This is a genomic window from Marinobacter sp. BW6 (genome assembly GCF_008107725.1).
In the GTDB taxonomy this organism is placed as follows: domain Bacteria; phylum Pseudomonadota; class Gammaproteobacteria; order Pseudomonadales; family Oleiphilaceae; genus Marinobacter.
Genome location: NZ_VIRN01000064.1, coordinates 284,668 through 307,502, shown reverse-complemented (window position 1 = coordinate 307,502; position 22,835 = coordinate 284,668). Strand labels below are relative to the sequence as shown.

The following is a 22,835-nucleotide window of genomic DNA, read 5'->3' as shown; positions in this document are numbered from 1 at the left end:
AGCATGGGTGTTCCTCCTCTACTTTGTAAGCGCTGCTTCTTTCGAATCGGACACAAACCCAGGACTTGCCTATCGGGCGCCCGAAAACGGCAGAACACCGTCGCGCTGATAGGGAAATCCTGAGGGCTTGCAAAACCCCGGGCGCATTGCACGCCCGGGTGGGATGACGACGCGCTAGACCAGCGCGCGCTTTGCCTGTCCCGGTCGCTGACGTGCCTGCCACTGGTCGTCCATCACCACAGGCGCGTCAGAGGGTTGGAGGGGCTCCCTGCCCCGGATCAGGTCGGCTGCCCGCTCGGCCACCATGATGGTGGGCGAATTCAGGTTGCCATTGGGTATGGTCGGGAAAATGGACGAATCCACTACCCTGAGATTTCGTATGCCGTGTACCCGCGTGTCCGGGTCCACCACGGCCAGCTCGTCGGTGCCCATCTTGCAGGAGCAAGACGGGTGATAGGCGCTCTCCACCGCCTGGCGGACAAAGGCATCGATTTCCTCGTCGGTCTGGACCTCGGCACCGGGCTGGATCTCCGCTCCCCGATACTCGTCCATGGCCGGCTGACTGATGATTTCCCGGGTCAGGCGTACACAGTCGCGGAAGCCTTCCCGATCTGCCTCGTGCTCCAGATAGTTGAAGCGGATAGTCGGCGCCTGTTTCGGATCAGCGGATTGCACATGCACGAAACCACGGCTCTTGGGCTTGTTGTGGCCAATGTGCAGCTGAAAACCGTCGCCATCGAAGGCCTCCTTGCCGTCGTAGCGCATGGCCGCCGGCAGGAAATGGTATTGGAGGTCCGGCCACTCGACACCGGCCTTGGAACGGATAAATCCACAGGACTCGAAGTGATTAGTGGCGCCCAGACCGTCCTTGCACAGGATCCAGCGCACGCCAATCTTGAGCTTGTTCCACCAATCCAGCTTGCCGTTAAGAGACACCGGCTGTTTGCATCGGTACTGGAAGTAGAACTCAAGATGGTCCTGCAGGTTTTCACCGACACCGGGTAACTCGTGGTTTACCTCAATACCGGCCTGCTCCAGCACCTCACGCTTACCAATACCGGACAGCTGGAGCAGGTGCGGTGAGCCGATAGAGCCGGCCGACAGGATGACTTCTTCGGTGACCTTCGCCTCGTGCACCTTGCCACCCTGCTCGTAACGGACACCGGTGGCGGTCTTGCCATCCAGCAACACCTTGTGAACCAGGGCGTGGGTGACCACGGTCAGGTTCGGGCGCTCCATGGCCGGGCGAAGATAGGCATTGGCGGTGGACCAGCGACGACCGTTCTTGACGGTCATGTGCATGGCGCCGAAACCTTCCTGCTGGGTACCGTTGTAATCATCGGTCTCAAAGTAACCGGCATCGGAACCCGCGTTGATAAACGCCTTGTAGAGCGGGTTCTGCATGTTGTTGCCGTTATTCACGCCGAGCGGGCCTGTATCCCCCCGGTAATCATCGGCGCCAAACGCCCAGGTTTCGGCCTTCTTGAAATAAGGCAGGACGTTCCGGTAATGCCAGCCTATAGCGCCTTCGGAATCCCATTCGTCAAAATCCCGGGCGTGGCCACGGACATACACCATCCCGTTGATGGAGGAGGAACCGCCCAGAACCTTGCCCCGGGGGCAGTGCATGCGGCGGTTGTCCAGGTACGGCTCCGGCTCGGTCTCGAACTGCCAGGCGTATTTCTTGGTGTTCATGGGAATGGACAGGGCGGTGGGCATCTGGATGAAGATGCTCTTGTCACTGCCGCCGGTTTCCAGCAGCAGCACCCGGTGGCGCGCGTCCTCAGTTAGTCGGTTGGCAAGCACGCAACCGGCGGAACCCGCACCCACAATGATGTAGTCGTATCGGTTTTCTGTCATACGCGTTCTCCTGTGTCGAGTGCGGGCTTAAAACGGGGCGTCCAGATCCTGCATTCCGATATAAACGGACTTGATCTGGGTGTAGTGAGCGATGGTCTCGCGCCCGTTTTCCCGGCCAATACCGGAGAGCTTGTAGCCGCCCACCGGCATTTCCGCCGGGGAGGCACCGTAGCTGTTGATCCAGCAGATGCCGGCCTCGATCTGGTGAATCACGCGGTGAGCCCGGCGGATATCGTTGGTGAACACGCCAGCGGCCAGACCGGTATCGGTGTTGTTGGCCCGGGCAATTACCTCGTCTTCGTCGGAGAAGGTCAGTACCGACATCACTGGCCCGAAGATCTCTTCCTTCACGATGGTCATGTCATCGGTGCAGTCGGTGAAGATGGTGGGCTCAACGAAATAGCCCCCTTTCGAATCCTCCGGCTCAAAGGCCCGGCCACCGTGGCTGAGGGTGGCGCCTTCGGAAAGGCCTTTGGCGATGTAATCGAGCACCAGATCCCGATGTTTTTCAGAGATAAGAGCGCCATAGTTGGTGTCCGGGTTCATCGGGTCACCGGGCTTGATGTTCTTGCGGATACGTTCCAGCAGCCGCTCCATAAAGCGCGGGTAAAGGTCTTCATGAACAAACACCCGGGTGCCGTTGGTGCAGATCTCGCCCTGGGTGTAGAAATTGCCCACCATGGCGGCGGAGATGGCGTTTTCCAGATCCGCATCGTCAAAGATGATCAACGGAGATTTTCCGCCGAGTTCCATGGTGACGTCTTTCAGGGTGGAGGACGCCGCTGCCATCACCTTCTTGCCAGTGGCAACTTCGCCGGTGAAGGATACCTTGGCAATCTCCGGATGATGGGTCAGCCACTGGCCCACTTCGGCGGCGCCCTGCACCACGTTGAACACACCCGCCGGCACGCCCGCTTCGGTAAAGATTTCCGCCAGCTTCACCGCGCCCATGGGGGTTTCCTCAGAGGGCTTGAAGATCATGGCGTTGCCGCAGGCCAGGGCCGGCGCGGATTTCCAGCAGGCAATCTGGATCGGGTAGTTCCAGGCGCCAATCCCGGCGCAGATGCCCAGAGGCTCCCGACGGGTGTAGTAAAAATCGCCACCCAGATCCTGCTGGTTACCTTCAATGGATGGCGCCAGACCGCCAAAGAACTCAATGGCGTCTGCGCCGGTAACCACGTCCACAGCTTCGGCTTCCTGCCAGGGCTTGCCGGTATCTCGCACTTCCGCGGCGGCCAGCTCATCATTGCGCTCTCTCAACAGCGCAACCGCCCGCAACAGGATCCGGCTGCGCTCAATGGCAGTCATCGCAGACCACTCGGCAAAGCCGGCGCGGGCACTTTCAATGGCGGCTTGCTGCACGGACTCATCCGCCACCTCCACCTCGTAAATAACCTGACCGGTGGCCGGATTCACCACGGGGAAGGTCTCGCCGGTGCGGTTGGCCAGGAAACGGCCATGGACGAAATTCTGAACAACAGGAAGAGATGCAGACATAGTCGGTAGATAACCTCGGTTCGGTGTCTTCAGGCCTTGTGGGCCGTTCGAATCAATCCCGGCTTAGGCAGTTGCCTGCGCCAGTGTCTCGTGGACAAATTTCTTGCAGAGCCGCTCGCCGGCTTCAAAACTCTCTGACGGGTCCAGGCTCAGGGCGCTACGCAGCCAGAACCCGTCGATCATCGCTGCGGTCTGCCGGGCCGCTTCGGTCGCTGCGTCTGGCGCCAGCACCTGGGCAAAGGAGTAGCGCAGGTTGCTGTACAAGCGGGCGTTGTTGATCTGCTGCAACCGCTTGAGCCCTGGCTCATGCATCGAGCGAGCCCAGAAGCTCAACCAGGTCTTGGCCGCCAGCGCCGAGCGTTGAAACTCGGAAAAATTCGACTCGATGATGCAATTCAACCGCTGCTCGGGGGAGCGGTCGGTTTTTGCCATGCGCTCCCGCAACTCCTTGCCCAGTTGATCCAGCAAATAACGCAGGGCCGCTTCAATCAGCCCCTGCTTGCCACCGAAGTAATGGCTGATAATCCCGGAGGACATCCCCGCGCGTTTGCTGATACTCACAATGGTGGTGTTCTGCATGCCCAGCTCGGCGATGGACGCCATGGTGGCTTCAATCAACTGCTGTTTACGTGTGTCTTTTACTCCAACAATCGGCATGGCGGCTTCGGTTACTCGTCTTGATTCCGGTGTTAAAAAGCAGCGCGAATTAGCCCAGCTTTTGTTAATTGAACGTTCAATTAACAAAAAGGTTACAGAAGCCGGACGAGGAATTCAAACCTGTTTAAAAAACGGACAAGATGAGGGCCACGCTAACGTGGCCCTCATCAAGGATGCAGCAAGGGAAAGCTAATATCAGCTATGGCGCCGGTAGTCGGGGTCTGTCCAGCAGATTGGCAGAGCTTCGCCGGAAGGAAAAGCCAGCTCGGATTTGGAATAGGGTTCAGGATCCTGCGCCTCCTCCCCGTAATGAAGACTGCCACTCACCTGCTGGATATGGGGATCAAACAGTGCCTGAATGTCCAGTACCTCAATCAGGTGCCCGGTTGCTTTTTCAGCGACAAACATAGAGGCCTCCGTGGGAAAGGATTTATCCTTTCAACGTAGCAGAAAGGCCGCGATCCAGACAGGCGCCCCTGGGCCATCGGTAGCACCAAAGAAACGGAACGCAGCGCCTGGAAACTCGAAATATGAGACATTTCGCTACATTAAATATCGGTTCTCGGCTTTTCACAGGGGGAAACATTGTTAAGCTGAACCGTACGATAAAAAGAAAAGCCTGATGGCGATAAAACGGGGTCTACTGTTCGTGATCCTCAACAATGCTCTGCGTATCCTTGTTCTGATCCTGGTTTCCTGCGCGTTCCAGTTTGCCCGTGCGGATGCCGGCCCGATTACACTTGCCCCTGACGAACCGATCGAAAGCCATTTCCAGTATTGGGAAGACACCAGTGCCGAAGCCACCCTGGAAGCTGTCCGCGCCCTTCCCGCGTCGGCATGGCAGGCAAGACCCTCCAGCAAGGCCACCTTCGGCATCACAGATTCCGCCTACTGGTTGCGACTTCAGGTGCGTAACCATACAGAACATGATCAACTGCTGATCGCGGAGCTGGCCTACTCCCAGCTCGATGACGTGGTGTTCCACGAGCTCTCCGGAGACACTGTACTTCGCGAATACCAGACCGGCGACACCCATCCCTTCTATCCAAGGGACGTAGACCATCCCAACATGCTGTTGAGATTCCAGGTAGCCCCGGACACCTTGAAAACGCTCTACATTCGGGTCGCTACCCAGGGCACCATGGTCGTGCCGTTGCGGATATGGCAACAGAATGATTTTTACGAGGCCGCTGCCAACGAGCAGAAACTGCATTTCTTTTACTACGGCAGCCTGGCAGTCATCATTCTGATCAACCTGGCCGTGTTCCTGACACTTCGCGAAAAGCTGTACCTGTACTACGCCCTGGCCATCTTCGGGTATTTCCTGTTCTTCGCCGCTCTCCGCGGCTACACGCTTCAGCATATCTATCCGGATGCACCAGCCCTTCACGCCCATCTGCTGATGCTCAGTATCCCCTTCCTGGCGATGTTCTCAATCCTGTTCTGCATGGAGTTCCTGAAAGTTCGCTCACACAGTCCGCGGCTTTACCGGGCCCTGCAAGCCATGCTGACTTTCGAACTCCTGTACTTCCTGAGCGCCCCGCTTTTGAACTATGACACCGGCATCCGGGTGGCGGCGGTCTCTGCGTTCGGGTTCTTCTCGCTGCTGCTGCTGGCAGGCCCAGTTGCCTGGGCTGCCGGTGTGCGAGCCGGTGTGTTCTTCACAATCGCCTGGACACCTCTCACGGTGGGGGTATCGGCAACGGCAGGCCGGGCGCTCGGTCTGTTGCCAGAGAATTTCTTTACCGAATACGCCATGCAGATTGGCTCCGGACTTGAAGCCTTCATTCTGACCCTTGCCCTGGCGGACCGCCTGTACCGGGAAAGAGAACAGAAGATCCAGGCCCAAGCCGACATCCTTCAGCAGCAAAAAGCCCGGAACCAGGCCCAGAACAAGCTAAACGAAGCACTTACCCATGACCCCGTTACCGGTCTTCCCAACCGGAACCGGTTCGAATGGATGGTCGATGAGCAGTTGCAACAGCATCCCAATGGCCGCTACCTGGTGGGGGTCACCCGCGTAACCCAGTTAACAGAAATCAACCGGACCCTGGGCCTTGAGCGCAGTGAGCGCTTGCTAAAAGCGATGGCCGAACAGATGACAAGACTGGCAGGCGCCCTGCCTATGGTGCACTCTGCCGTCAACTCCGATGGTAAAGAGGAGCGTGTCTATCAGCTGTCCGGGGACAGCTTTGGCCTGCTGGTGGATGTCAGCAAAACCGGAGACGACTTCAGGTCGCTGGATAATGCTCTGAAGCAACTGGCAGAACCGGTTTTGCTGGATAACATCGCCATCGAGCCCAATCCTCGGTTCGGCGCGGCCAGCTACCCGGAACATGGCAAAAAAGCGGCCCTGTTGATCCGGAATGCCCATGTCGGGATGGAAATGGCGCCCCTCGGCCCCTATCAAACCGGCCTGTATTCCAGGAAGAACGACATCTACGACGAAAGCCGACTAACGTTGATGTCAGACCTGCGAGAGGCGCTGCACAGAAACCAGACCCAACTCCACTATCAGCCCAAAATCAGCAGTCTGACAGGCAAGGTGGTGGGTGTTGAAGCCCTGATCCGCTGGTACCACCCGGATCGAGGCTGGGTGCCGCCTATTGAGTTTGTTCCGATGGCGGAGAAAACCGGTGTGATCAAACATCTGACACGATGGGTCGTGGATCAGGCTCTGAACGATCTGAAGGAACTCCATAGCCTCGATCCGGCTCTGAGCGTTTCGGTGAATATCTCTGCCCGGGATCTAAGCTCATCGGAACTGACAGGCCTGTTCGAAACCCGCATAAAGCGATATCAGCTGCGAGCAGAACAGGTCATCGTCGAGCTCACCGAAACCGCGGCCATGGACGATCCCCATAGAGGCCTGAAAGCCCTGAACGAATTGACGGCTATCGGGCTGAAGCTCTCGATTGACGACTTTGGTGCCGGCTACTCCTCGCTCTCCTATCTCAAGAAACTGCCCGCCAGCGAAATCAAACTGGACCGGGCCCTGTTACAGGACATCGAATCCAGCGAGAGCGCCAGGATGATTGTTGAAACCGCCATAAGGATGGGCCAGGGCCTGGGCTATCAGGTTGTGGCCGAGGGCGTCGAAACCGAAAAGTCGGCCCGCCTTCTGAACCAGTTGGGGGCGGAAATGCTGCAGGGCTACTGGATCTGCCCGCCAAAGGCGCTTGAGGAGCTGAAGGTTTGGATGGAGGCCGAAAGCGAAGTAAACCGGCTGATAGCGGTAACCTGAATTGCTTACTCCAGGCCGCGTTAAATCATTAGCCTTCACAGCCAACGACGAACTTCCCTGCTGTACCTGAGATATGACTCTCCAAACTTTTCCCCCATAAACCGCTCCTCGGGGATGATTTGAAAGCGATTCATATAGCTTACAAAGGCCGCAAGAAATAGCATTGAAAGAACACTGCCCAGAAACAACGCCCACCCGACCAAAACCAGCAGGAACCCGAGGTACATCGGGTTCCTGCTGTGTCGATAGACCCCCGAGACCACAAGGCTTTCAGACTGGTCCGGCACCCTCGGGTCTACGGTTGTTCCTGCAGTCCTGAAGGCCAGCACACCCAGGATAGCGACGAGAACGCCAAGTAGTGCGATGCTGGAGGACAGCCAGACCACGCCTGGAACATCAAAAGAAAGAGTTGGGAACAAAGCTGAAACACTCCACATCCCGGCGGCTGCAATCAAAACCAGTACAACCGGGGGTATTTTCAGCTCCAGCACTTTCAAGCCATTCACGTCAGTTGCCATAATCTTTTCCGAGCCCAGTCTGTGTGAAATTTATGCGTCCGTAGCAAACTGAATGCCGTAGGCTATACTCAAAAACAGCGTATTTTACACTATTTGACAATATGGCTAGTGCCGTCGCGCTGCGGATCATGTTGTGAACCAAGGAGGTCCTCATATGAAACCGCACCTTTCACTGCCACGCACTCTAACTACCCTCGCGTTGGCGACCCTTATGACTGCCTGCGCCGGACCGGGGCCGAAACCCGATAGCGAGCTGCAATCTGCAGAATCCGCCATCAAGCAGGCCGAGGCTTCAGACGCCCGACAATTTCAGCCCGTATTGCTGAATGAAGCAATGAATAAGGTAGCCGATGCCCGCGCTCTTATCGATGAGGAGCAATACACCCAAGCCAGACGCTTGCTGGAGCAAGCCGAGGTCGATGCCCAACTGGCAGGCGCCCGCTCTGAGACCGAAAAGGCCCAACGAGCGGTTGCCGAAATCAACAACAACATCGAGAACCTACGCCAGCAGCTGAATTCAAATCAGCAGTAGGCGCGGCGGAAGGAGACACGCCAAATGAACTCTACATTATCAATCGGTTTCGCGCTCGGGCTATCCGTACTGATGGTTGGCTGTGCAAGCACCCCTCAACAGAATGCCAGCGTCGACGAGGCCAGAAGCGCTTACATGGCAATAGAGCAGGATCCAAACGTAGCGCGCAGTGGTTCTGCACAACTACGCCAAGCCAAACTCGAACTGGATAGAGCCCAGGCTCTGCTGGAGGATGGCGCTGACATCAACCAAGTCGAGCATGTCGCCTATCTGGCACAGCGTCACGCCGAGATAGCCCTGCAACAGGGGAAGCGTGCGGATCTGGAGGAAGAGATCAGTTCTGTGGAAGAGCGCCGCAAGCAGCTCATGTTGCAAATGAAGTCCAATGAGGCGAACGAGGCCCGTATGGAAGCCGAAGCGCTGCGAGCTGAAATGGCGGCGCTGAAAGCTGAGCAAACAGAGCGTGGCATGGTACTCACGTTGGGTGATGTACTCTTTGATCTGAACAAGGCCGACCTGAAAGATGCAGGCAAGCGCTCCGTGGAGCGGCTGGCTGATTTCATGAAGCAGTATCAGGAACGCCGGGTACTCATTGAAGGCTACACGGACAGCACGGGCGCTGCCGAATACAACCAGAAGTTGTCGGAGAGACGCGCCGTATCGGTTCAGCAAGAGCTAATGGATCAGGGAATACCGGGCAGCCGGATTGAGGTGGAAGGCTATGGCGAGGCCTACCCCGTTGCCACCAACGACACCAGTGCAGGCAGACAACAGAACCGACGGGTAGAGATCGTCATTTCGGATGAATCCGGCAGTATCAGTACCCGATAACCGGTTAGGACAAACCGACCACAGCCATCGGTGACAGGGACCTGGCGGATCAGAAGGCTTTGCAATCTGTGGCCTTGCGATCCGCCTGTCTCTAGCGCCAGGCTGCTCTTAGCGCAGCTCCCAGTGCATTGTAGTACGCCCTGAAGGCACAGTTGATCCGGTTGCGTTGATCACCCATCGGGTACAACCCCATTCTGGCCTCTTCCGTTTCCCGGGTTCCGCTCACCAGGAAGGCATTCTTGCAGTCGCTGTCCTGCACAAAAGCTTCAAAGGCCCGGGCACAAAGCTCTTCTGGCAGGCTGAAATACTGGACTCCTGCAGCTTTGTCGGCCTGCACCGAGCATCGAAAGAGCTCACTCGGCTCTGCGCCTTTTTCATCCAGAAGAATCGCCTTGAAGCAGGCCTGCAGGCGATCATTCAACGGATGTCTGACCACGTCGTCGCGGCTTAACCACAGTTTCGAAGCAAACTGGCCTCTCTGGGTCTCGCCGAAAAGCTTCTCGCCGATGTAATGGTCGAAAGCGTGAAACCACTCATGGGCAATACTGCCTGGGCCGGCGTTCTTGGCCAGGGAGAAACTGCGGGTGGCAGGCGTGTAGTGGGCCGACACACCGGGTCGGCCGCCAATGCCATACTGTAAAGCCAGGGTGCCACGCAGGGAAACCAGCGACTCGGTGCCACCAAGAATGGTCATCAGGTCGCACAGGGCATCGTAGAACAGCGACGCACTGCGCTGTTTTTCCGGCTCTGTGACCCAGCGGCCAATCTCGATGGAACGAAACTGGAAACGACGGCGGACGTCGAGAAACGTAACAGGCGCTCCGGCTCGATGGTCCGGGCCCCGGCGGTAGAAGGTTCTGGCCATGGCGCTATTGTACGATGAAAAACCGAGCTGTCTTTCAGCGGTCGCCAGAAAGATTATTTGGCGGGATTGACCGGTTTTATGTGAATTATGACCGTCTGATTTTTTGCCGGCTTGTGCCACACTGCCAGAACCAATAATGACAATATCCGGACCGAGTGTTTGCTATGACCGACACCCAGACCCATTACCGCACCTGCAACATTTGTGAAGCCATGTGTGGCCTCGAAATCAAGCATCAGGGTAACGAGATCCTGTCCATCAAGGGCGATAACAACGACCCCTTCAGCCATGGCCATATCTGCCCGAAAGCCGTCGCACTCCAGGATTTCTACAACGACAAGGACCGCCTGAAAACACCCATAAGGCGCACCGCCGACGGCTGGCAGGAAATCAGCTGGGATGAGGCTTTCGGGGAAATCGCCTCCCGTTTCCGGGGCATCCAGCAGGAGTATGGGCAGGATGCGGTCGGGGTTTATCTGGGCAACCCGAACGCCCACAACTTTGGCAACGCCATCATGCTGCCGCGGTTCTTCAAGGCTCTGGGCACCAACAACCGCTACAGCTCTGCCTCTGCCGATCAGTTGCCACACCATGTGGCCTCCAATTACATGCTCGGCGCCGGCATGCTCATTCCGGTGCCGGACATCGACCATACGGATTTCATGCTGATCATTGGCGCCAACCCGATTGTCTCCAACGGCAGCCTGATGACCGCGCCGGGGGTGGGTAAACGGCTGAAAGCCATCCAGCAACGGGGTGGCAAGGTAGTGGTGGTGGATCCGCGTCGTACTGAAACCGCCAAAAAAGCCGACCAGCACCTGTTTATCCGCCCGGAAACCGATGCCCTGTTCATGCTGGCCATGGTACACACCCTGTTCGAGGAACAGCTGGTAACCCTGGGCCACCTGGAGGACCGGATCGACGGACTGGAGCATCTGGCCCAGGCCGTCAAACCCTATTCGCCCGAGACCGTGGCCGATGCCTGCGGTATGACCGCGGAGGCGATCCGAAAGCTGGCAAGAGATATGGCCGCCGCAAAAAGCGCCGTTTGCTATAGCCGTATGGGCGCCTCAACCCAGTCATTCGGGGGGCTTTGCCAATGGCTTAACAACGTGTTGAACATTCTCACCGGCAACTTCGATAGCCGCGGTGGCGCCATGTTCCCTCAGCCGGCCTTTGATCTGGTGCGGGACAAGAAGGGCAAGCCCAGCTCTTATGGCCGTTATGAGTCCCGGGTGCGAAAACTGCCCTACTTCAACAACGAGTTCCCGGTCGCTACCCTGGCTGATGAGATCCTGACCCCGGGCGAGGGACAGATTCGCGCGATGATTACCGTCGCCGGCAACCCCGTGCTATCGGCACCCGGCGGAGCTCGCCTGGAAGAAGCCTTCGATGCGCTGGATTTCATGGTGTCGGTGGATATCTATCTGAACGAAACCACCCGCCATGCGGACATCATCCTGCCGGCCACGACCGGACTGGAAGTGCCCCACTTTGATGTCTTCTTCAACTCCTTCGCGGTTCGCAACACCGCCAAGTTCTCCGAACCGATGTTCGAGAAAGCACCGAACCAGAAACACGACTGGGAAATTCTTCGGGATCTGGCCCTGCAGCTGACCGGCCTGGAAGACGACGGCGTGACCCCGGAAGCAATGCTGGATCTGGGCCTGAAACACGGCGCCTACGGCAAAGAGGGCATGAGCCTGGAGACCCTGAAAGCCAGCCCCCATGGCGTGGACCTGGGACCGTTGCAGCCCTGTCTGGAGCAGCGCATCCAGACCGAGGACGGCAAGATCCGGATTGCCCCGGAGCTGTACCTGGACGATCTGAAACGCCTGAATGACTCGGGCCTGTTGCAGGCAAATCAGAACAGCGACTATCCCTTCACCCTGATCAGCCGCCGCCTGCCCCGAAGCCACAACACCTGGACCCAGAATTCCCACCGGCTGGTAAAAGGCAAGAACCCGTGCACGTTGCAGATGAACGCCGCTGATGCCGGCAGGCTCGGCCTTGAAGACGGCCAACTGGCAGAGGTCCGCTCGGTGACCGGTAACATCCGGCTGCCGGTCGAGATCGACGACGATATGTTTGAAGGGGTGATCAGTATTCCCCAGGGTTGGGGCCATAACCGCGCCGACACCCGCATGTCGGTTGCGGAGTCGCAACCTGGTGCCAGCATGAACGATGTGACGGACTCCCAACGAATTGACTCTCTGACAGGCAACGCCGCCTTCAACGGAACACAGGTAGCGGTAAGCGCCGGTTAAACACACCGATATCGGGGCCCTGACAAAGCCCCGAAATAACGCATGCCGCATCTTACCGCACCAATATCGACCGATATGCGCTGGTCATTCTGACCCTGGCCGGCGCTTCCCATTTCATTACAACACCTTGTTTTTACACTGTAATTTGTTCGTTTTCTGCACAAAGCCCGCCATTTCTCGTCATCGCACGGTACAAAACCTGCAAGCACTCTGACCAGGGTCCCCGGTTCAGCAATGCGCTTTGCCTTCACTGAGTGGTTACCCATCTCTGTGCATCGGTGCGCTGAACCACTGGACAAAAGGAAACACTCACACAGGAGTGCACCACCATGTTGCTTGCCACCGATCTCGACGGAACCTTTCTTGCGGGTGATCCGGGCGATCGTCTCAGGCTGTACCAGCTGATTTCGGCCCACCCGGAAATCCAGCTGGTGTTCGTGACTGGTCGAGGGCTGGAGTCGGTATTGCCCCTTCTCTCAGACCCCACCATTCCCCAGCCTGACTACATTATCTGCGACGTTGGCTGCACTGTGGTGCACGGCGAGTCCCAGCAGGCCATCCAACCGTTACAGGGCGAGATTGACCGGATCTGGCCAGGTGAACAGGTGGTCGAAGCGGCACTTTCTTCGTTTGCAGGTCTGCAGCGTCAGGAAGTGCCCCAGGAACGCCGGGTTTCCTATTTCTGCGACGTTTCCGCGGTTGGTGAAGGCCTGATCGAAAAGGCAGACGAACTGTCCTGCGAAGTCCTGTTCTCTGCCAGCAAATACCTGGACATCCTGCCCCGTGGCGTCAATAAAGGCAGCACCCTGACTCGCCTGGTTGAACACCTGGAGGCGGATCCTGAATCGGTCCTGGTGGCAGGCGACACTCTGAACGACCTGTCGATGTACCAGCAGAGCTTCAAGGGTGTCTGTGTCGGTGCCTCCGAGACCGGCCTGCTCGAGGAGACCGAGCTCCAGGCACGGGTGTTCCATGCCGAGGCCACCGGCTGTGGCGGCATTCTGGAGGCCTTCGAACACTTCGGTTTCCTCGGTCATGCCGGTATCGATGCCGAGATTCCGGATCCCATGCGCTCGGGCAAATCCGACCTGGTCATCGTTTACCACCGGTTGCCCTACGAAGAGGTGATCGAGAACGGAGAACTGATACGGCGCCGGCCCCGATCTCCGAATGGCATCATCCCTACCCTGTTGAGCTTCTTTGCCGACGGCAAGGCCGGTTCCTGGGTGGCATGGTCCATCGATGACCCTGATCTGGGGCCTTTCCAGACTCACACCGAAGTCGACACCGGCCGCTATGAAAAACTGGTCGCCGCCCGAGTACCGCTAAGCGCGGAAGATGTCGATATTTTCTACAAACGGTTCTCCAAAGAAGCTTTCTGGCCAACCCTGCACACCTTCTGGGAACGGGCCACGTTCCGGGATGATCACTGGCAGGTATTCCTGAAAGTAAACCGGCTCTTTGCTGAACGCACCGCAGCTGAGGCGGCGGAGAACGCCGTGGTCTGGATCCACGATTACAATCTGTGGATGGTGCCGGCATTCCTCCGGGAACTGCGTCCGGATGTCACTATCGCTTTCTTTCACCACACTTACTTTCCTTCGGCCGATGTATTCAACGTGCTGCCCTGGCGCCGGGAGATTATCGGCAGCCTGCTGCAGTGCGATCACATCGGATTCCATATTCCACGGCAAGCCGAGAACTTTGTTGACGTGGCCCGCGGCGTTACACCCCTGGAAGTGACCCAACGGGCCGGATGTGCACCGCGTTTTCTGACTTATGGCTGTGCAGTGGGACTGGATGAGATGAGCACCGAGATCAAGATCAATGACCGGACGATCGGTCTCGGGGCTCACCCTGTTGGTCTCGACCTGAGCCGGGTTCGAAACGCCCTGACTGATAACGACGTTATCGCCCGCATGGAAAGCCTTCGGGAAGAACTGGACGACATACGACTGATTCTCTCCGTGGAGCGACTCGATTTCACCAAGGGTATCCTCGAGAAACTCCACGCCTACGAGCGCATGCTGACCGAGCACCCTGAACTGGAAACCAAAGTCACCCTGATGATGGTGTGCGTGCCGGCTGCGAAAGGGATGACCATCTACGAGGAACTGCTGGCCCAGATCGAACAGACCGTGGGGCGTATCAACGGCCAGTTTGCCCAGGTGGGCTGGACCCCGGTGCAGTTCTTCTTCCGCGCCCTGCCGTTCGAGGAACTGGTTGCTTATTACACCATGGCGGATGTCATGTGGATTACCCCCCTTCGGGACGGTCTCAACCTGGTCGCCAAGGAATACATCGCCACCCAGGGGCTGACCAAAGGCCGTGGGGTGCTCGTGCTCTCGGAATTTGCCGGCGCCGCCGCCGAACTGCGGGGCGCCATCCTGGCCAACCCCCACCATCCACAGGATCTGGCCGACACCTGTTACTACGCGCTGGCCATGAGCCGAAGCGAAGCCCAGAGCCGACTGGCCGAGGCATATGGGGCCGTGTGTCGATATGACATCGAATACTGGGGCCGGGAGTTTATAGAGGCTGTGGAAGAGCGGCGTGACACCAAGCTAAAGAAGATCGTACCGCTGGGGAAAAACGCAGCCTGAACTGGCCGCCACCTATAAGCTGACAACCAGGAGCAACGCCATGCTGCTCAAAAACGCAGTGCAGCTGATCTGCTATCCGGACCGGATTGGTAAAGATCTCAAAGACCTCCACACCATGGTGGAAAAACACCTCTCGGAGGCCATCGGCGGTCTTCACATTCTGCCGTTCTTTCCCTCGAACGCCGATAGCGGTTTCTCCCCCCTCACCCACAAGGAAGTGGACCCTGACTTCGGAACCTGGGATGACATCGAAGCCTTTACACAGAAATACGACCTGTGTGTGGACCTGACCGTCAATCATATCTCCGATGAGTCGCCGGAGTTCCGCGATTTCATCGCCAAGGGATTCGACTCGGAACACGCCGATCTGTTTGTCCACGTCGACAAGTATGGCGAGATCTCCCCGGACGACATGGCCAAGATTCATATCCGCAAGGAAAAGGAACCTTTCCGGGAAGTGACGCTGGCCGATGGCACCAAAACCCGGGTCTGGTGCACGTTCACCGAACAGCAGATCGACCTGAACTACGATTCCGATCTGGCCTATCGCCTGATGGAGAGCTACATCGGATTTCTCACCTCCAAGGGCGTAAACCTGCTGAGGCTGGATGCGTTTGGCTACACCACCAAACGCATCGGCACCAGTTGTTTCCTCGTGGAACCGGAGGTTTACCGGATTCTGGACTGGATTAACGAGGTGGCCCTCAAGCATGGAGCTGAATGCCTGCCAGAGGTGCACGATCACACCAGTTACCAGTACGCCATCAGCCGGCGCAACATGCATCCCTATGGTTTTGCCTTGCCACCCCTGCTTCTCTACTCGCTGCTGGATGCGAACAGCACCTACCTGAAAAACTGGCTACGCATGTGTCCGCGTAACATGGTGACGGTGCTGGATACCCACGATGGCATCTGCATACCGGATGTCGAAGGGGTGCTACCGGATGAAAAAATAAGAATACTCATCGACAACATAGACGCACGCAGTGCCGACCCGATTCTGCGCCGATCAGCGGCGAACATTCACAGTGTAGGGGCGATCTACCAGTTAACCTGCACCTTCTACGATGCCCTGATGCAAAACGACGATGCCTACATCGCCGCCCGGGCGATCCAGTTCTTCGCTCCCGGCATTCCTCAGGTGTATTACGTTGGCCTGCTGGCCGGGTGCAACGATCATGAACTGATGGAACAGACCGGCGAGCTGCGGGATATCAACCGGCACTATTACACCCTCGAAGAAGTGGACGAGGAGATGCAAAAACCGGTGGTACAACGCCTGCTGAGTCTGATGAAGTTCCGCAGCAACTATCCGGCCTTTGATGGCCATTTCGAGCTGAACTACTCCAATGACTCCAGCGTGGCCATGGCCTGGCGCCATGGTGATTTCTACTGTCACCTGTTTGTCGATCTGAACTTCAAGACCGTAAAGATTGAATACGTCGACGTGGAGTCCGGGGAGAGAAAGCGCCTGGAGTGCTAGGCGGCACTGACTGTACTCTGACGACCGCACTCCGGCTGGTCTTGATCAGCATGACATATGACAAGTTCCGAATTTGCCTATATTCTAGCCAATTCGGCGAAAACGAGTACATTGCATAGTGCGATCGCAGGGCCTTCTCTTTCTCCTCCTGACACTTCTGGGTCTGGCGACACACGTTTTGGCTGAATCGCCTCCCGGTGATGGCTTGGTTCCGGTTATCGACGCGCAAACCGACCATCAGGGCTCCATAGTCGATCGCATGGCTTTTCTGGTTGAACACGAGCAGCCTCTCTCATTTGATGACGTGCAGTCCCTCATCCGTCGAAATCCCGCTGTTCTGCAAAAGCCCGAATCCAGTGTATTAACCCGTGGCATCAATTCCGAGGCGGTCTGGGTGGTGGCTAACGTTATCAATTCAACCAACGACACCATCGTACGGCGCGTGTCCGTCGGAACCGGCTGGCTCGAGCATGTGGATTTCTTCCTGTTGGCTGACAACCGTCTGCTGCAGCACTTTGTTGCCGGTGACCGTATTGCGCTGAATGAACGCTCCCTTGCCAAGCGCCTGCCGAGCGCGGATTACTCGTTTCCACCCGGCAAGACGCGTCTTTTGGTGCGGGTGGAAACGGCGGACCCCATGAAACTGCCGCTTTATTTTTCGAGCATTGCCAGTAGCCACAACCAAGAGCAGGCACAAACCGCATTCTACAGTTTCGTCTACGGCCTTATGTTCGCACTTTCCGCCTACACGCTGATGCTGTTTGTCAGCCTTCGGCAGCGGCGTTACCTGTACTATTCACTGTACACGGGCACGTTTGTAGCCATGACGGCCTCCTACAACGGGATCGGAATGGTCCTGCTCTGGCCCGAGGCGGTCGTCTGGCAGCAGTGGGCGCCTCCCCTGTTGATGCTGTGTTTCGCCAGCTCCGGACTGGCGTTTGCAACAAATTTTCTCCGCACCAAACTCAACCGCCCACGACTTCACAGAGTCATCCAGGTCCTGTGCATATCTTACTTCGTGCTATTTGGCATCTGTTTCGCACTAAACGAACAGGGCCCGGCACTGCGCCTCGCATTCCTGATCGTGCCGGTGTTCAGTGTATTGATGCTGTATATGGGAGTGTCGAGCTGGATGTCCGGCAACGAGTCTGCACGGTATTTTATGCTGGGCACTCTGGCCTCCGCCGTGGGTGCTACCATTACCGCTCTTACGGTAACCGGTACCATTTCCTATACCCAGGTTGGCTATTACGCCGTGGACATCGGCATGGTGGTGGACGCCATGCTTTTGATGTTGGCCCTGGCCGATCTTGTTCGTAAAAACGTCGATGCCCGTGTGATAGCCGAACGAACGGCCCAGGTTGATCTGCTGACCGGCCTGAACAATCGGCGCGGTTTTTTGCCTGTTGCGCAGTCACTCTGGAGTCTGGTCACACGAAACCATCGGAACATCTGTGTGGCGATGATCGATATCGATAACTTCAAGAGTATCAACGATCGATACGGACACGCCGCTGGCGACAGAATTCTGAAAAAAATTGCCAGCGAGCTTGATCGCTCTCGTCGCCATGGCGATCTCCTCGCTCGGTGGGGAGGAGAGGAGTTCACTCTGTTACTGCCGGAGACAGATCAGGCCGAAGCCCACAAAGTGGCCGAACGTTACCGCCGGAGTGTTGAGCAACTGGTGATCAATGACCACGGCAAAGTAATCCAATGCACCATCAGCGTGGGCGTCGCCAGCCGCCATTCCGAACACGTCACCCTGGAGCACGCCATTGCAACGGCCGACCAGAGGCTCTACCAGGCCAAGGTCCAGGGGCGGAATCAGGTCTGCATTGGCAGCACATCGGACGAGCCGAAGAGACGCTCACCGCCACCTGAAAAGAGTAGTTGACGTCTTAATCAGCCAGCCCTTGTAGAGCATAGACTTCCGGTTTTGAATCGACTCGTACCTTTGCACAAGTTCGGAAAGCCGCCGCATGGAGCTTGCGGCACATGGAGCAGTGGCAGTTGTCCCCGGAGTTTTGCGACACCTTTCGCTGCACTCCGGGCCTAATCCGCTACCACTCCAACTGAGCCCCGGTCTGGTATTCAATCACCCGTGTCTCGAAGAAGTTCTTCTCCTTGCGCAGGGTGGCCTGCTCGTCCAGCCAGGGCGAAACATTCTTCGCACCCGGGAACGGCTCTTCCAGGCCCACGGTACGGGCACGGCGGTTGGCCACGAAGCGGAACTGCTCGCTGTGATATTCCGCCGAGTAACCGAGAATCGGATCGCGCAGGATGTAGTCCGCATAGGCTCTCTCGGCGGCCTCGGATTCGTCCCACATATCACGCACGGCTTTCGGGTCGAAAGTAATTTTTTCCTCCTCTACGATCTGGTTCACCACCTTCAAGCCGAAGGAGAAGTGCATGGCCTCGTCCCGCAGGATGTACTGCAGCTGTTCGCCAGTGCCGCGCATCAGGCCCCGGCGCTGCAGGGCAAAGATGGGGCTGAAGCCGTTGTAGAACCAGGTGCCTTCGAACACCGCCGCGAAGAACAGGTAGGACATGATGAATTCCTGCAGGTCGTCCTTGTTGCGCAGGTTCATGTCCGGGCGCATGGCGGCGTCCAGCCTTCGGTTGGCGATCTGGATCTTGCCGTTGATGGCGGGCACCACCCGGTAGCGGTTGTAGATCTCGCTCTGGTCCAGGTTCAGGGTTTCGATGCAGTGCTGGTAGGCCCAGGTGTGCATGGCCTCCTCGTACACCTGCCGGGCCTGGTAGATCTGCAGTTCCGGCGCGCTCATCTTCTCCATCACCGCCAGGCCGATGTTGCGCATGGCCAGGATGTCGGAGGTGGTGAGGTAGGCCAGCACGTTCTCGTACACATGTTTTTCCGGTGCGGTGAGCCGGTGGTGGTAGTCGTGAACGTCTTGGGCCATGTTCACGTCCAGCGGCGTCCAATGGTTCTTGTTGGCGTTCATGAAGTACTCCCAGGCCCAGGGGTACTTGAATGGCGCCAGCTGGTTAATGTCGGTCTCGCCGTTGATGACGCGTTTGTCGTCGACGTTGACCGGAGCCGGGGCTGCTGGGGCTTCGGGTCTATTCTGAGTGATCTGATCGTCTTCCCAATTGAGCATTTTCTTACCTTCACATTCAATTCATCGTAGGTCGGACTAGCGCAGCGTAATCCGACTTAGTTCCTGAACTCTGGCTTGGTTGTCGGATTACGCTGCGCTAATCCGACCTACGGCACCAAAACTTACTGACAGGCTTCGCAGTCCGGATCGTCGATGCTGCACACCTGGGGCTGCGGCGCGGCGACCGGGGCGGTTTTCTCGGCGCCGGTGGCACCCAGGGAGCGCAGGTAATAGGTGGTCTTAAGGCCACGCTCCCAGGCCAGCTGATACAGGGCGTCCAGCTTTTTACCGCTGGGCTCGGCCATGTACAGGTTCAGGCTCTGGGCCTGGTCGAGCCATTTCTGGCGCCGGGCGGCGGCTTCCACCAACCATCGCGCATCGATCTCGAAGGCAGTGGCGTAGCGGGCTTTCAGCACATCCGGGATACGGTCGATCTGCTGCACGGAACCGTCGAAGTATTTGAGGTCGTTCACCATCACGTTGTCCCACAGGCCTTCGGCCTTGAGGTCTCGGACCAGGGAGGGATTCACCACCGTGAACTCGCCGGAGAGGTTCGATTTCACGAACAGGTTCTGGTACGCCGGCTCAATAGACTGGGACACACCCACGATGTTGGAAATCGTGGCAGTCGGGGCAATCGCCATCACGTTGCTATTGCGCATGCCGTTTTTTGCGATCAGTTCGCGTACCGGGGACCAGTCTAGCCGGGCGTTGGTATTTACAGACAAGTCCCCTTCCCTGCGGTTTTCCTTCAACAGGTGGATGGAGTCGATCGGCAGAGTGCCCTGCTGCCAGAGTGAGCCCTCATAGCTCTCATAGGCGCCGCGCTCACCCGCCAGCGAAGCCGAGGCACGGATGGCAAAGTAGCTGAGTTGCTCCATGGCAACGTCGGCAAACTCCACCGCTTCCGGGCTGGAATACGGCAGGCCCAGTTGATAGAGCGCATCCTGGAAGCCCATCAGACCGAGCCCCACGGGGCGATGCTTGAGGTTGGAATTGCGGGCCTGGGGCACGGCGTAATAGTTAATGTCGATAACGTTATCGAGCATGCGCACGGCCGTGTTTACCGTTTGTTCCAGTCGCTGCACATCCATCTCACCATGGGCGATATGGGCCGCAAGGTTCACGGAACCCAGGTTGCACACGGCAATTTCGTCAGCGCTCGTATTCAGGGTGATTTCCGTGCACAGGTTGGAGCTGTGCACCACGCCCCGGTGCTGCTGGGGGGAGCGCAGGTTGCACGGGTCCTTGAAGGTGATCCAGGGGTGGCCGGTTTCGAACAGCACCGTGAGCATCTTGCGCCAGAGCTGCTTGGCCGGGATTTTCTTGAACAGCTTGATCCTGCCCTGCTCGGCCAGGGCTTCGTAATGCTCGTAGCGTTCACGGAAGGCGTTGCCGTACAGGTCGTGCAGATCCGGTGCATCGCTGGGTGAAAACAGGGTCCAGTCCCGGTCTTCACGCATGCGTTCGATCAGCAGGTCCGGCACCCAGTTGGCGGTGTTCATGTCGTGGGTGCGGCGGCGTTCGTCGCCGGTGTTCTTGCGCAGCTCCAGGAACTCTTCAATATCCATATGCCAGCTTTCCAGATAGGCACATACGGCGCCCTTGCGCTTGCCACCCTGGTTCACCGCCACGGCAGTGTCGTTCACCACTTTCAGGAACGGCACCACGCCCTGGCTCTGGCCGTTGGTGCCTTTGATGTGGGAGCCAAGTGCCCGTACCGGAGTCCAATCGTTGCCCAGGCCGCCAGCCCATTTCGAGAGCATGGCGTTGTCACGGATGGCGCCGTAGATGTCTTCCAGGTCATCACCCACAGTAGTCAGATAGCAGGAAGACAGCTGTGAATGGCGGGTCCCACTGTTAAACAGGGTGGGCGTGGAGGCCATGTAGTCAAAGGACGACAACAGGTTGTAGAACTCGATGGCGCGGGCATTGGGGTCGTCTTCGCGCAGGGCCAGGCCCATGGCGACGCGCATGAAGAATACCTGAGGCAGCTCCAGGCGAGCCTTGTTCCAGTGCAGGAAGTACCGGTCGTACAGGGTTTGCAGACCGAGAAAACCGAATTGAAGGTCACGCTCCGGTTTCAGGGCAGCGCCAAGGCGCTCCAGATCGAAAGCGGCAAGTGCATCGTCCAGCAACTCATAACGAATACCTGCCTCGATGAAGGCCGCCAGGGCCTGAGGGTAGATCTCCGCCAGAGGCAGGCTGATAGGCAGGCCCAGGGCAGCCGCATTCTCCAGACGCAGCTGTTCCAGCAGTAGACGAGCGGTGACCGCGCTGTAGTCCGGCTCCCGCTCAATCCGGCTGCGGGCCGTCATGATCAAGGCCGACAGCACGTCTTCCTCGGCGATGCCGTCGTAAAGGTTGGTCAGGGCATCGTCCACCAGGGAATCACCATCAATGCCTTCCAGCCCCGTGGCCGCCTGTTCTACCTGCAGCTTCATCAGACCCAGATCCAACGGAGCGATCTCGCCGCTGGTCTTTTTCACGGTCAGGTGCGGGTGGGCCTCCACCGGGGCATGGCGGGCACGCTCACGGGCATGCTCTTCCCGGTAAAGCACATAGGCCCGGGCCACCTTCTGCTCTTCAGCCCGCATCAGAGCCAGTTCCACCTGGTCCTGAATGTCTTCGATATGCACCTTGCCGCCGGCTTTAAGGCGACGACCAATGGCCTGGATAACCTGGTCGGTGACACGGTGCACCGCGTCGTTGATACGGGCGGAGCCGGCGGCTTGGTCACCTTCGACGGCCAGGAACGCTTTGGTCACGGCAATGCTGATCTTCGACGGGTCAAAGCCCACGAGGGTGCCGTTGCGTTTGATGACCTGAAGGGATTCGGTATCGGTGTGCGAGGTTGGCCGGGGTTCGGCCAGGGCTGAGGCAGACATGCTGTGTTCTCCTGAATACGCGTTGGAATCCTTTCACCATCGCGTAGGCAGAGAAACGGAACGCCACCGTAGGTCGGATTAGCGAATGCGTAATCCGACGAAAGCGGCTTAGCGCAGGCAGGGATGTCGGATTACGCATTCGCTAATCCGACCTACGAGTCTGGCCTGAGTCCGGTCTGCTCACCTTGAAACGCGAAGGTGCAGTTTTCTCCCTGGCAGGTCTTCGGACTCAGGGGCGTGAATCTATAGATTCGGCCTTGCGTGGCGACTTCCCGGCTTGCGCCAGTGTCTTGATGCCACGCTTGTTCCCCAATACCGCTGCGCGTCAGTTCCGGAGTCTCACCGGATTCCCGATACCAGAATGCCAAAGATGATCACACGTTGACCGAGTTGGTTACGCACTGATCACTACATCTGGTATTTGACCAAGGATGGAAACACTATATACACGATATCTGGAAGGGACAAGGT

The 22,835-nt window shown here is 57.8% G+C and carries 16 protein-coding genes and 1 riboswitch; of the genes, 8 read left to right on the top strand and 8 right to left on the bottom strand.

Features of this window, described 5'->3' with window-relative positions:
* Positions 1–174: 174 nt before the first annotated feature.
* The 3 genes from betA to betI all read right to left on the bottom strand — a co-directional run bounded on the left by betA (position 175) and on the right by betI (position 4,014).
* Positions 175–1,860: a choline dehydrogenase gene (betA, locus tag FMN52_RS09985; protein WP_148608486.1), complete on the bottom strand. Its 1,686-nt coding sequence runs from the start codon at positions 1,858–1,860 to the stop codon at positions 175–177.
* Positions 1,861–1,887: 27 nt separating this feature from the next.
* Positions 1,888–3,357, bottom strand: coding sequence for a betaine-aldehyde dehydrogenase (betB, locus tag FMN52_RS09980; protein WP_148608485.1), 1,470 nt, complete (start codon positions 3,355–3,357; stop codon positions 1,888–1,890).
* Positions 3,358–3,420: 63 nt separating this feature from the next.
* A complete protein-coding gene (gene betI / locus FMN52_RS09975; protein ID WP_148608484.1) occupies positions 3,421–4,014 on the bottom strand; it encodes a transcriptional regulator BetI in 594 nt (197 codons plus the stop codon).
* Between betI and FMN52_RS09970 the strand changes: the two genes are divergently transcribed.
* A complete protein-coding gene (locus FMN52_RS09970) occupies positions 3,959–4,207 on the top strand; it encodes a hypothetical protein (protein ID WP_162525030.1) in 249 nt (82 codons plus the stop codon). The genes betI and FMN52_RS09970 overlap by 56 nt on opposite strands.
* 2 nt (positions 4,208–4,209) lie before the next feature.
* On the opposite strand, the gene FMN52_RS09965 is transcribed toward FMN52_RS09970, so the two are convergent.
* On the bottom strand, positions 4,210–4,422 hold the full coding sequence (locus FMN52_RS09965) for an acetyltransferase (protein WP_148608482.1): 213 nt from the start codon (positions 4,420–4,422) through the stop codon (positions 4,210–4,212).
* Positions 4,423–4,636: 214 nt separating this feature from the next.
* Here FMN52_RS09965 and FMN52_RS09960 point away from each other — a divergent pair, with 214 nt between their 5' ends.
* Positions 4,637–7,258 (top strand): EAL domain-containing protein, encoded by a 2,622-nt coding sequence (locus FMN52_RS09960; protein WP_240339450.1) that lies wholly within the window; start codon positions 4,637–4,639, stop codon positions 7,256–7,258.
* Between the two features lie 35 nt (positions 7,259–7,293).
* On the opposite strand, the gene FMN52_RS09955 is transcribed toward FMN52_RS09960, so the two are convergent.
* Positions 7,294–7,776, bottom strand: a complete 483-nt coding sequence (locus tag FMN52_RS09955; protein ID WP_240339449.1) for an isoprenylcysteine carboxylmethyltransferase family protein — start codon at positions 7,774–7,776, stop codon at positions 7,294–7,296.
* Positions 7,777–7,930: 154 nt separating this feature from the next.
* Here FMN52_RS09955 and FMN52_RS09950 point away from each other — a divergent pair, with 154 nt between their 5' ends.
* Positions 7,931–8,308: a DUF4398 domain-containing protein gene (locus tag FMN52_RS09950; RefSeq protein ID WP_148608481.1), complete on the top strand. Its 378-nt coding sequence runs from the start codon at positions 7,931–7,933 to the stop codon at positions 8,306–8,308.
* 24 nt (positions 8,309–8,332) lie between these two features.
* Entirely contained in the window at positions 8,333–9,139 is an 807-nt protein-coding gene (locus tag FMN52_RS09945; RefSeq protein WP_148608480.1) for an OmpA family protein, read from the top strand.
* A gap of 91 nt (positions 9,140–9,230) precedes the next feature.
* Here FMN52_RS09945 and FMN52_RS09940 read toward each other — a convergent pair whose 3' ends face one another.
* Positions 9,231–10,004: a CLCA_X family protein gene (locus tag FMN52_RS09940; RefSeq protein WP_148608479.1), complete on the bottom strand. Its 774-nt coding sequence runs from the start codon at positions 10,002–10,004 to the stop codon at positions 9,231–9,233.
* Between the two features lie 164 nt (positions 10,005–10,168).
* Here FMN52_RS09940 and FMN52_RS09935 point away from each other — a divergent pair, with 164 nt between their 5' ends.
* The 4 genes from FMN52_RS09935 (at position 10,169) to FMN52_RS09920 (ending at position 18,251) form a co-directional block, all read left to right on the top strand.
* The gene (locus FMN52_RS09935; RefSeq protein WP_148608478.1) at positions 10,169–12,271 is read left to right on the top strand and encodes a molybdopterin-dependent oxidoreductase; all 2,103 of its coding nucleotides are present in this window, start codon (positions 10,169–10,171) and stop codon (positions 12,269–12,271) included.
* Positions 12,272–12,600: 329 nt separating this feature from the next.
* Positions 12,601–14,874 carry a glucosylglycerol-phosphate synthase gene (gene ggpS / locus FMN52_RS09930; RefSeq protein WP_148608477.1) on the top strand — a complete coding sequence of 758 codons (2,274 nt, stop codon included), beginning with the start codon at positions 12,601–12,603 and terminating at the stop codon, positions 14,872–14,874.
* A 40-nt stretch (positions 14,875–14,914) separates the two neighbouring features.
* Complete coding sequence (gene gtfA / locus FMN52_RS09925; protein ID WP_148608476.1) at positions 14,915–16,357, top strand: sucrose phosphorylase; 1,443 nt, start codon at positions 14,915–14,917, stop codon at positions 16,355–16,357.
* Positions 16,358–16,535: 178 nt separating this feature from the next.
* Positions 16,536–18,251, top strand: coding sequence for a diguanylate cyclase (locus tag FMN52_RS09920; RefSeq protein ID WP_240339448.1), 1,716 nt, complete (start codon positions 16,536–16,538; stop codon positions 18,249–18,251).
* Positions 18,252–18,417: 166 nt separating this feature from the next.
* On the opposite strand, the gene FMN52_RS09915 is transcribed toward FMN52_RS09920, so the two are convergent.
* Positions 18,418–19,476 carry a ribonucleotide-diphosphate reductase subunit beta gene (locus FMN52_RS09915; protein WP_148608474.1) on the bottom strand — a complete coding sequence of 353 codons (1,059 nt, stop codon included), beginning with the start codon at positions 19,474–19,476 and terminating at the stop codon, positions 18,418–18,420.
* Between the two features lie 122 nt (positions 19,477–19,598).
* Positions 19,599–22,364 carry a ribonucleoside-diphosphate reductase subunit alpha gene (locus FMN52_RS09910; protein ID WP_148608473.1) on the bottom strand — a complete coding sequence of 922 codons (2,766 nt, stop codon included), beginning with the start codon at positions 22,362–22,364 and terminating at the stop codon, positions 19,599–19,601.
* A gap of 196 nt (positions 22,365–22,560) precedes the next feature.
* Positions 22,561–22,748: riboswitch (cobalamin riboswitch) on the bottom strand.
* Between the last annotated feature and the right edge of the window lie 87 nt (positions 22,749–22,835).

What these genes read in the sequence shown, in the direction of transcription:
- FMN52_RS09940 (WP_148608479.1), bottom strand. Translation starts at nt 10,004, where the DNA reads ATGGCCAGAACCTTCTACCGCCGGGGCCCGGACCATCGAGCCGGAGCG.
- FMN52_RS09965 (WP_148608482.1), bottom strand. Translation starts at nt 4,422, where the DNA reads ATGTTTGTCGCTGAAAAAGCAACCGGGCACCTGATTGAGGTACTGGAC.
- FMN52_RS09960 (WP_240339450.1), top strand. Translation starts at nt 4,637, where the DNA reads ATGGCGATAAAACGGGGTCTACTGTTCGTGATCCTCAACAATGCTCTG.
- FMN52_RS09935 (WP_148608478.1), top strand. Translation starts at nt 10,169, where the DNA reads ATGACCGACACCCAGACCCATTACCGCACCTGCAACATTTGTGAAGCC.
- FMN52_RS09955 (WP_240339449.1), bottom strand. Translation starts at nt 7,776, where the DNA reads ATGGCAACTGACGTGAATGGCTTGAAAGTGCTGGAGCTGAAAATACCC.
- FMN52_RS09950 (WP_148608481.1), top strand. Translation starts at nt 7,931, where the DNA reads ATGAAACCGCACCTTTCACTGCCACGCACTCTAACTACCCTCGCGTTG.
- FMN52_RS09970 (WP_162525030.1), top strand. Translation starts at nt 3,959, where the DNA reads ATGGTGGCTTCAATCAACTGCTGTTTACGTGTGTCTTTTACTCCAACA.
- betB (WP_148608485.1), bottom strand. Translation starts at nt 3,357, where the DNA reads ATGTCTGCATCTCTTCCTGTTGTTCAGAATTTCGTCCATGGCCGTTTC.
- FMN52_RS09915 (WP_148608474.1), bottom strand. Translation starts at nt 19,476, where the DNA reads ATGCTCAATTGGGAAGACGATCAGATCACTCAGAATAGACCCGAAGCC.
- FMN52_RS09945 (WP_148608480.1), top strand. Translation starts at nt 8,333, where the DNA reads ATGAACTCTACATTATCAATCGGTTTCGCGCTCGGGCTATCCGTACTG.
- betA (WP_148608486.1), bottom strand. Translation starts at nt 1,860, where the DNA reads ATGACAGAAAACCGATACGACTACATCATTGTGGGTGCGGGTTCCGCC.
- gtfA (WP_148608476.1), top strand. Translation starts at nt 14,915, where the DNA reads ATGCTGCTCAAAAACGCAGTGCAGCTGATCTGCTATCCGGACCGGATT.
- ggpS (WP_148608477.1), top strand. Translation starts at nt 12,601, where the DNA reads ATGTTGCTTGCCACCGATCTCGACGGAACCTTTCTTGCGGGTGATCCG.
- FMN52_RS09910 (WP_148608473.1), bottom strand. Translation starts at nt 22,364, where the DNA reads ATGTCTGCCTCAGCCCTGGCCGAACCCCGGCCAACCTCGCACACCGAT.
- betI (WP_148608484.1), bottom strand. Translation starts at nt 4,014, where the DNA reads ATGCCGATTGTTGGAGTAAAAGACACACGTAAACAGCAGTTGATTGAA.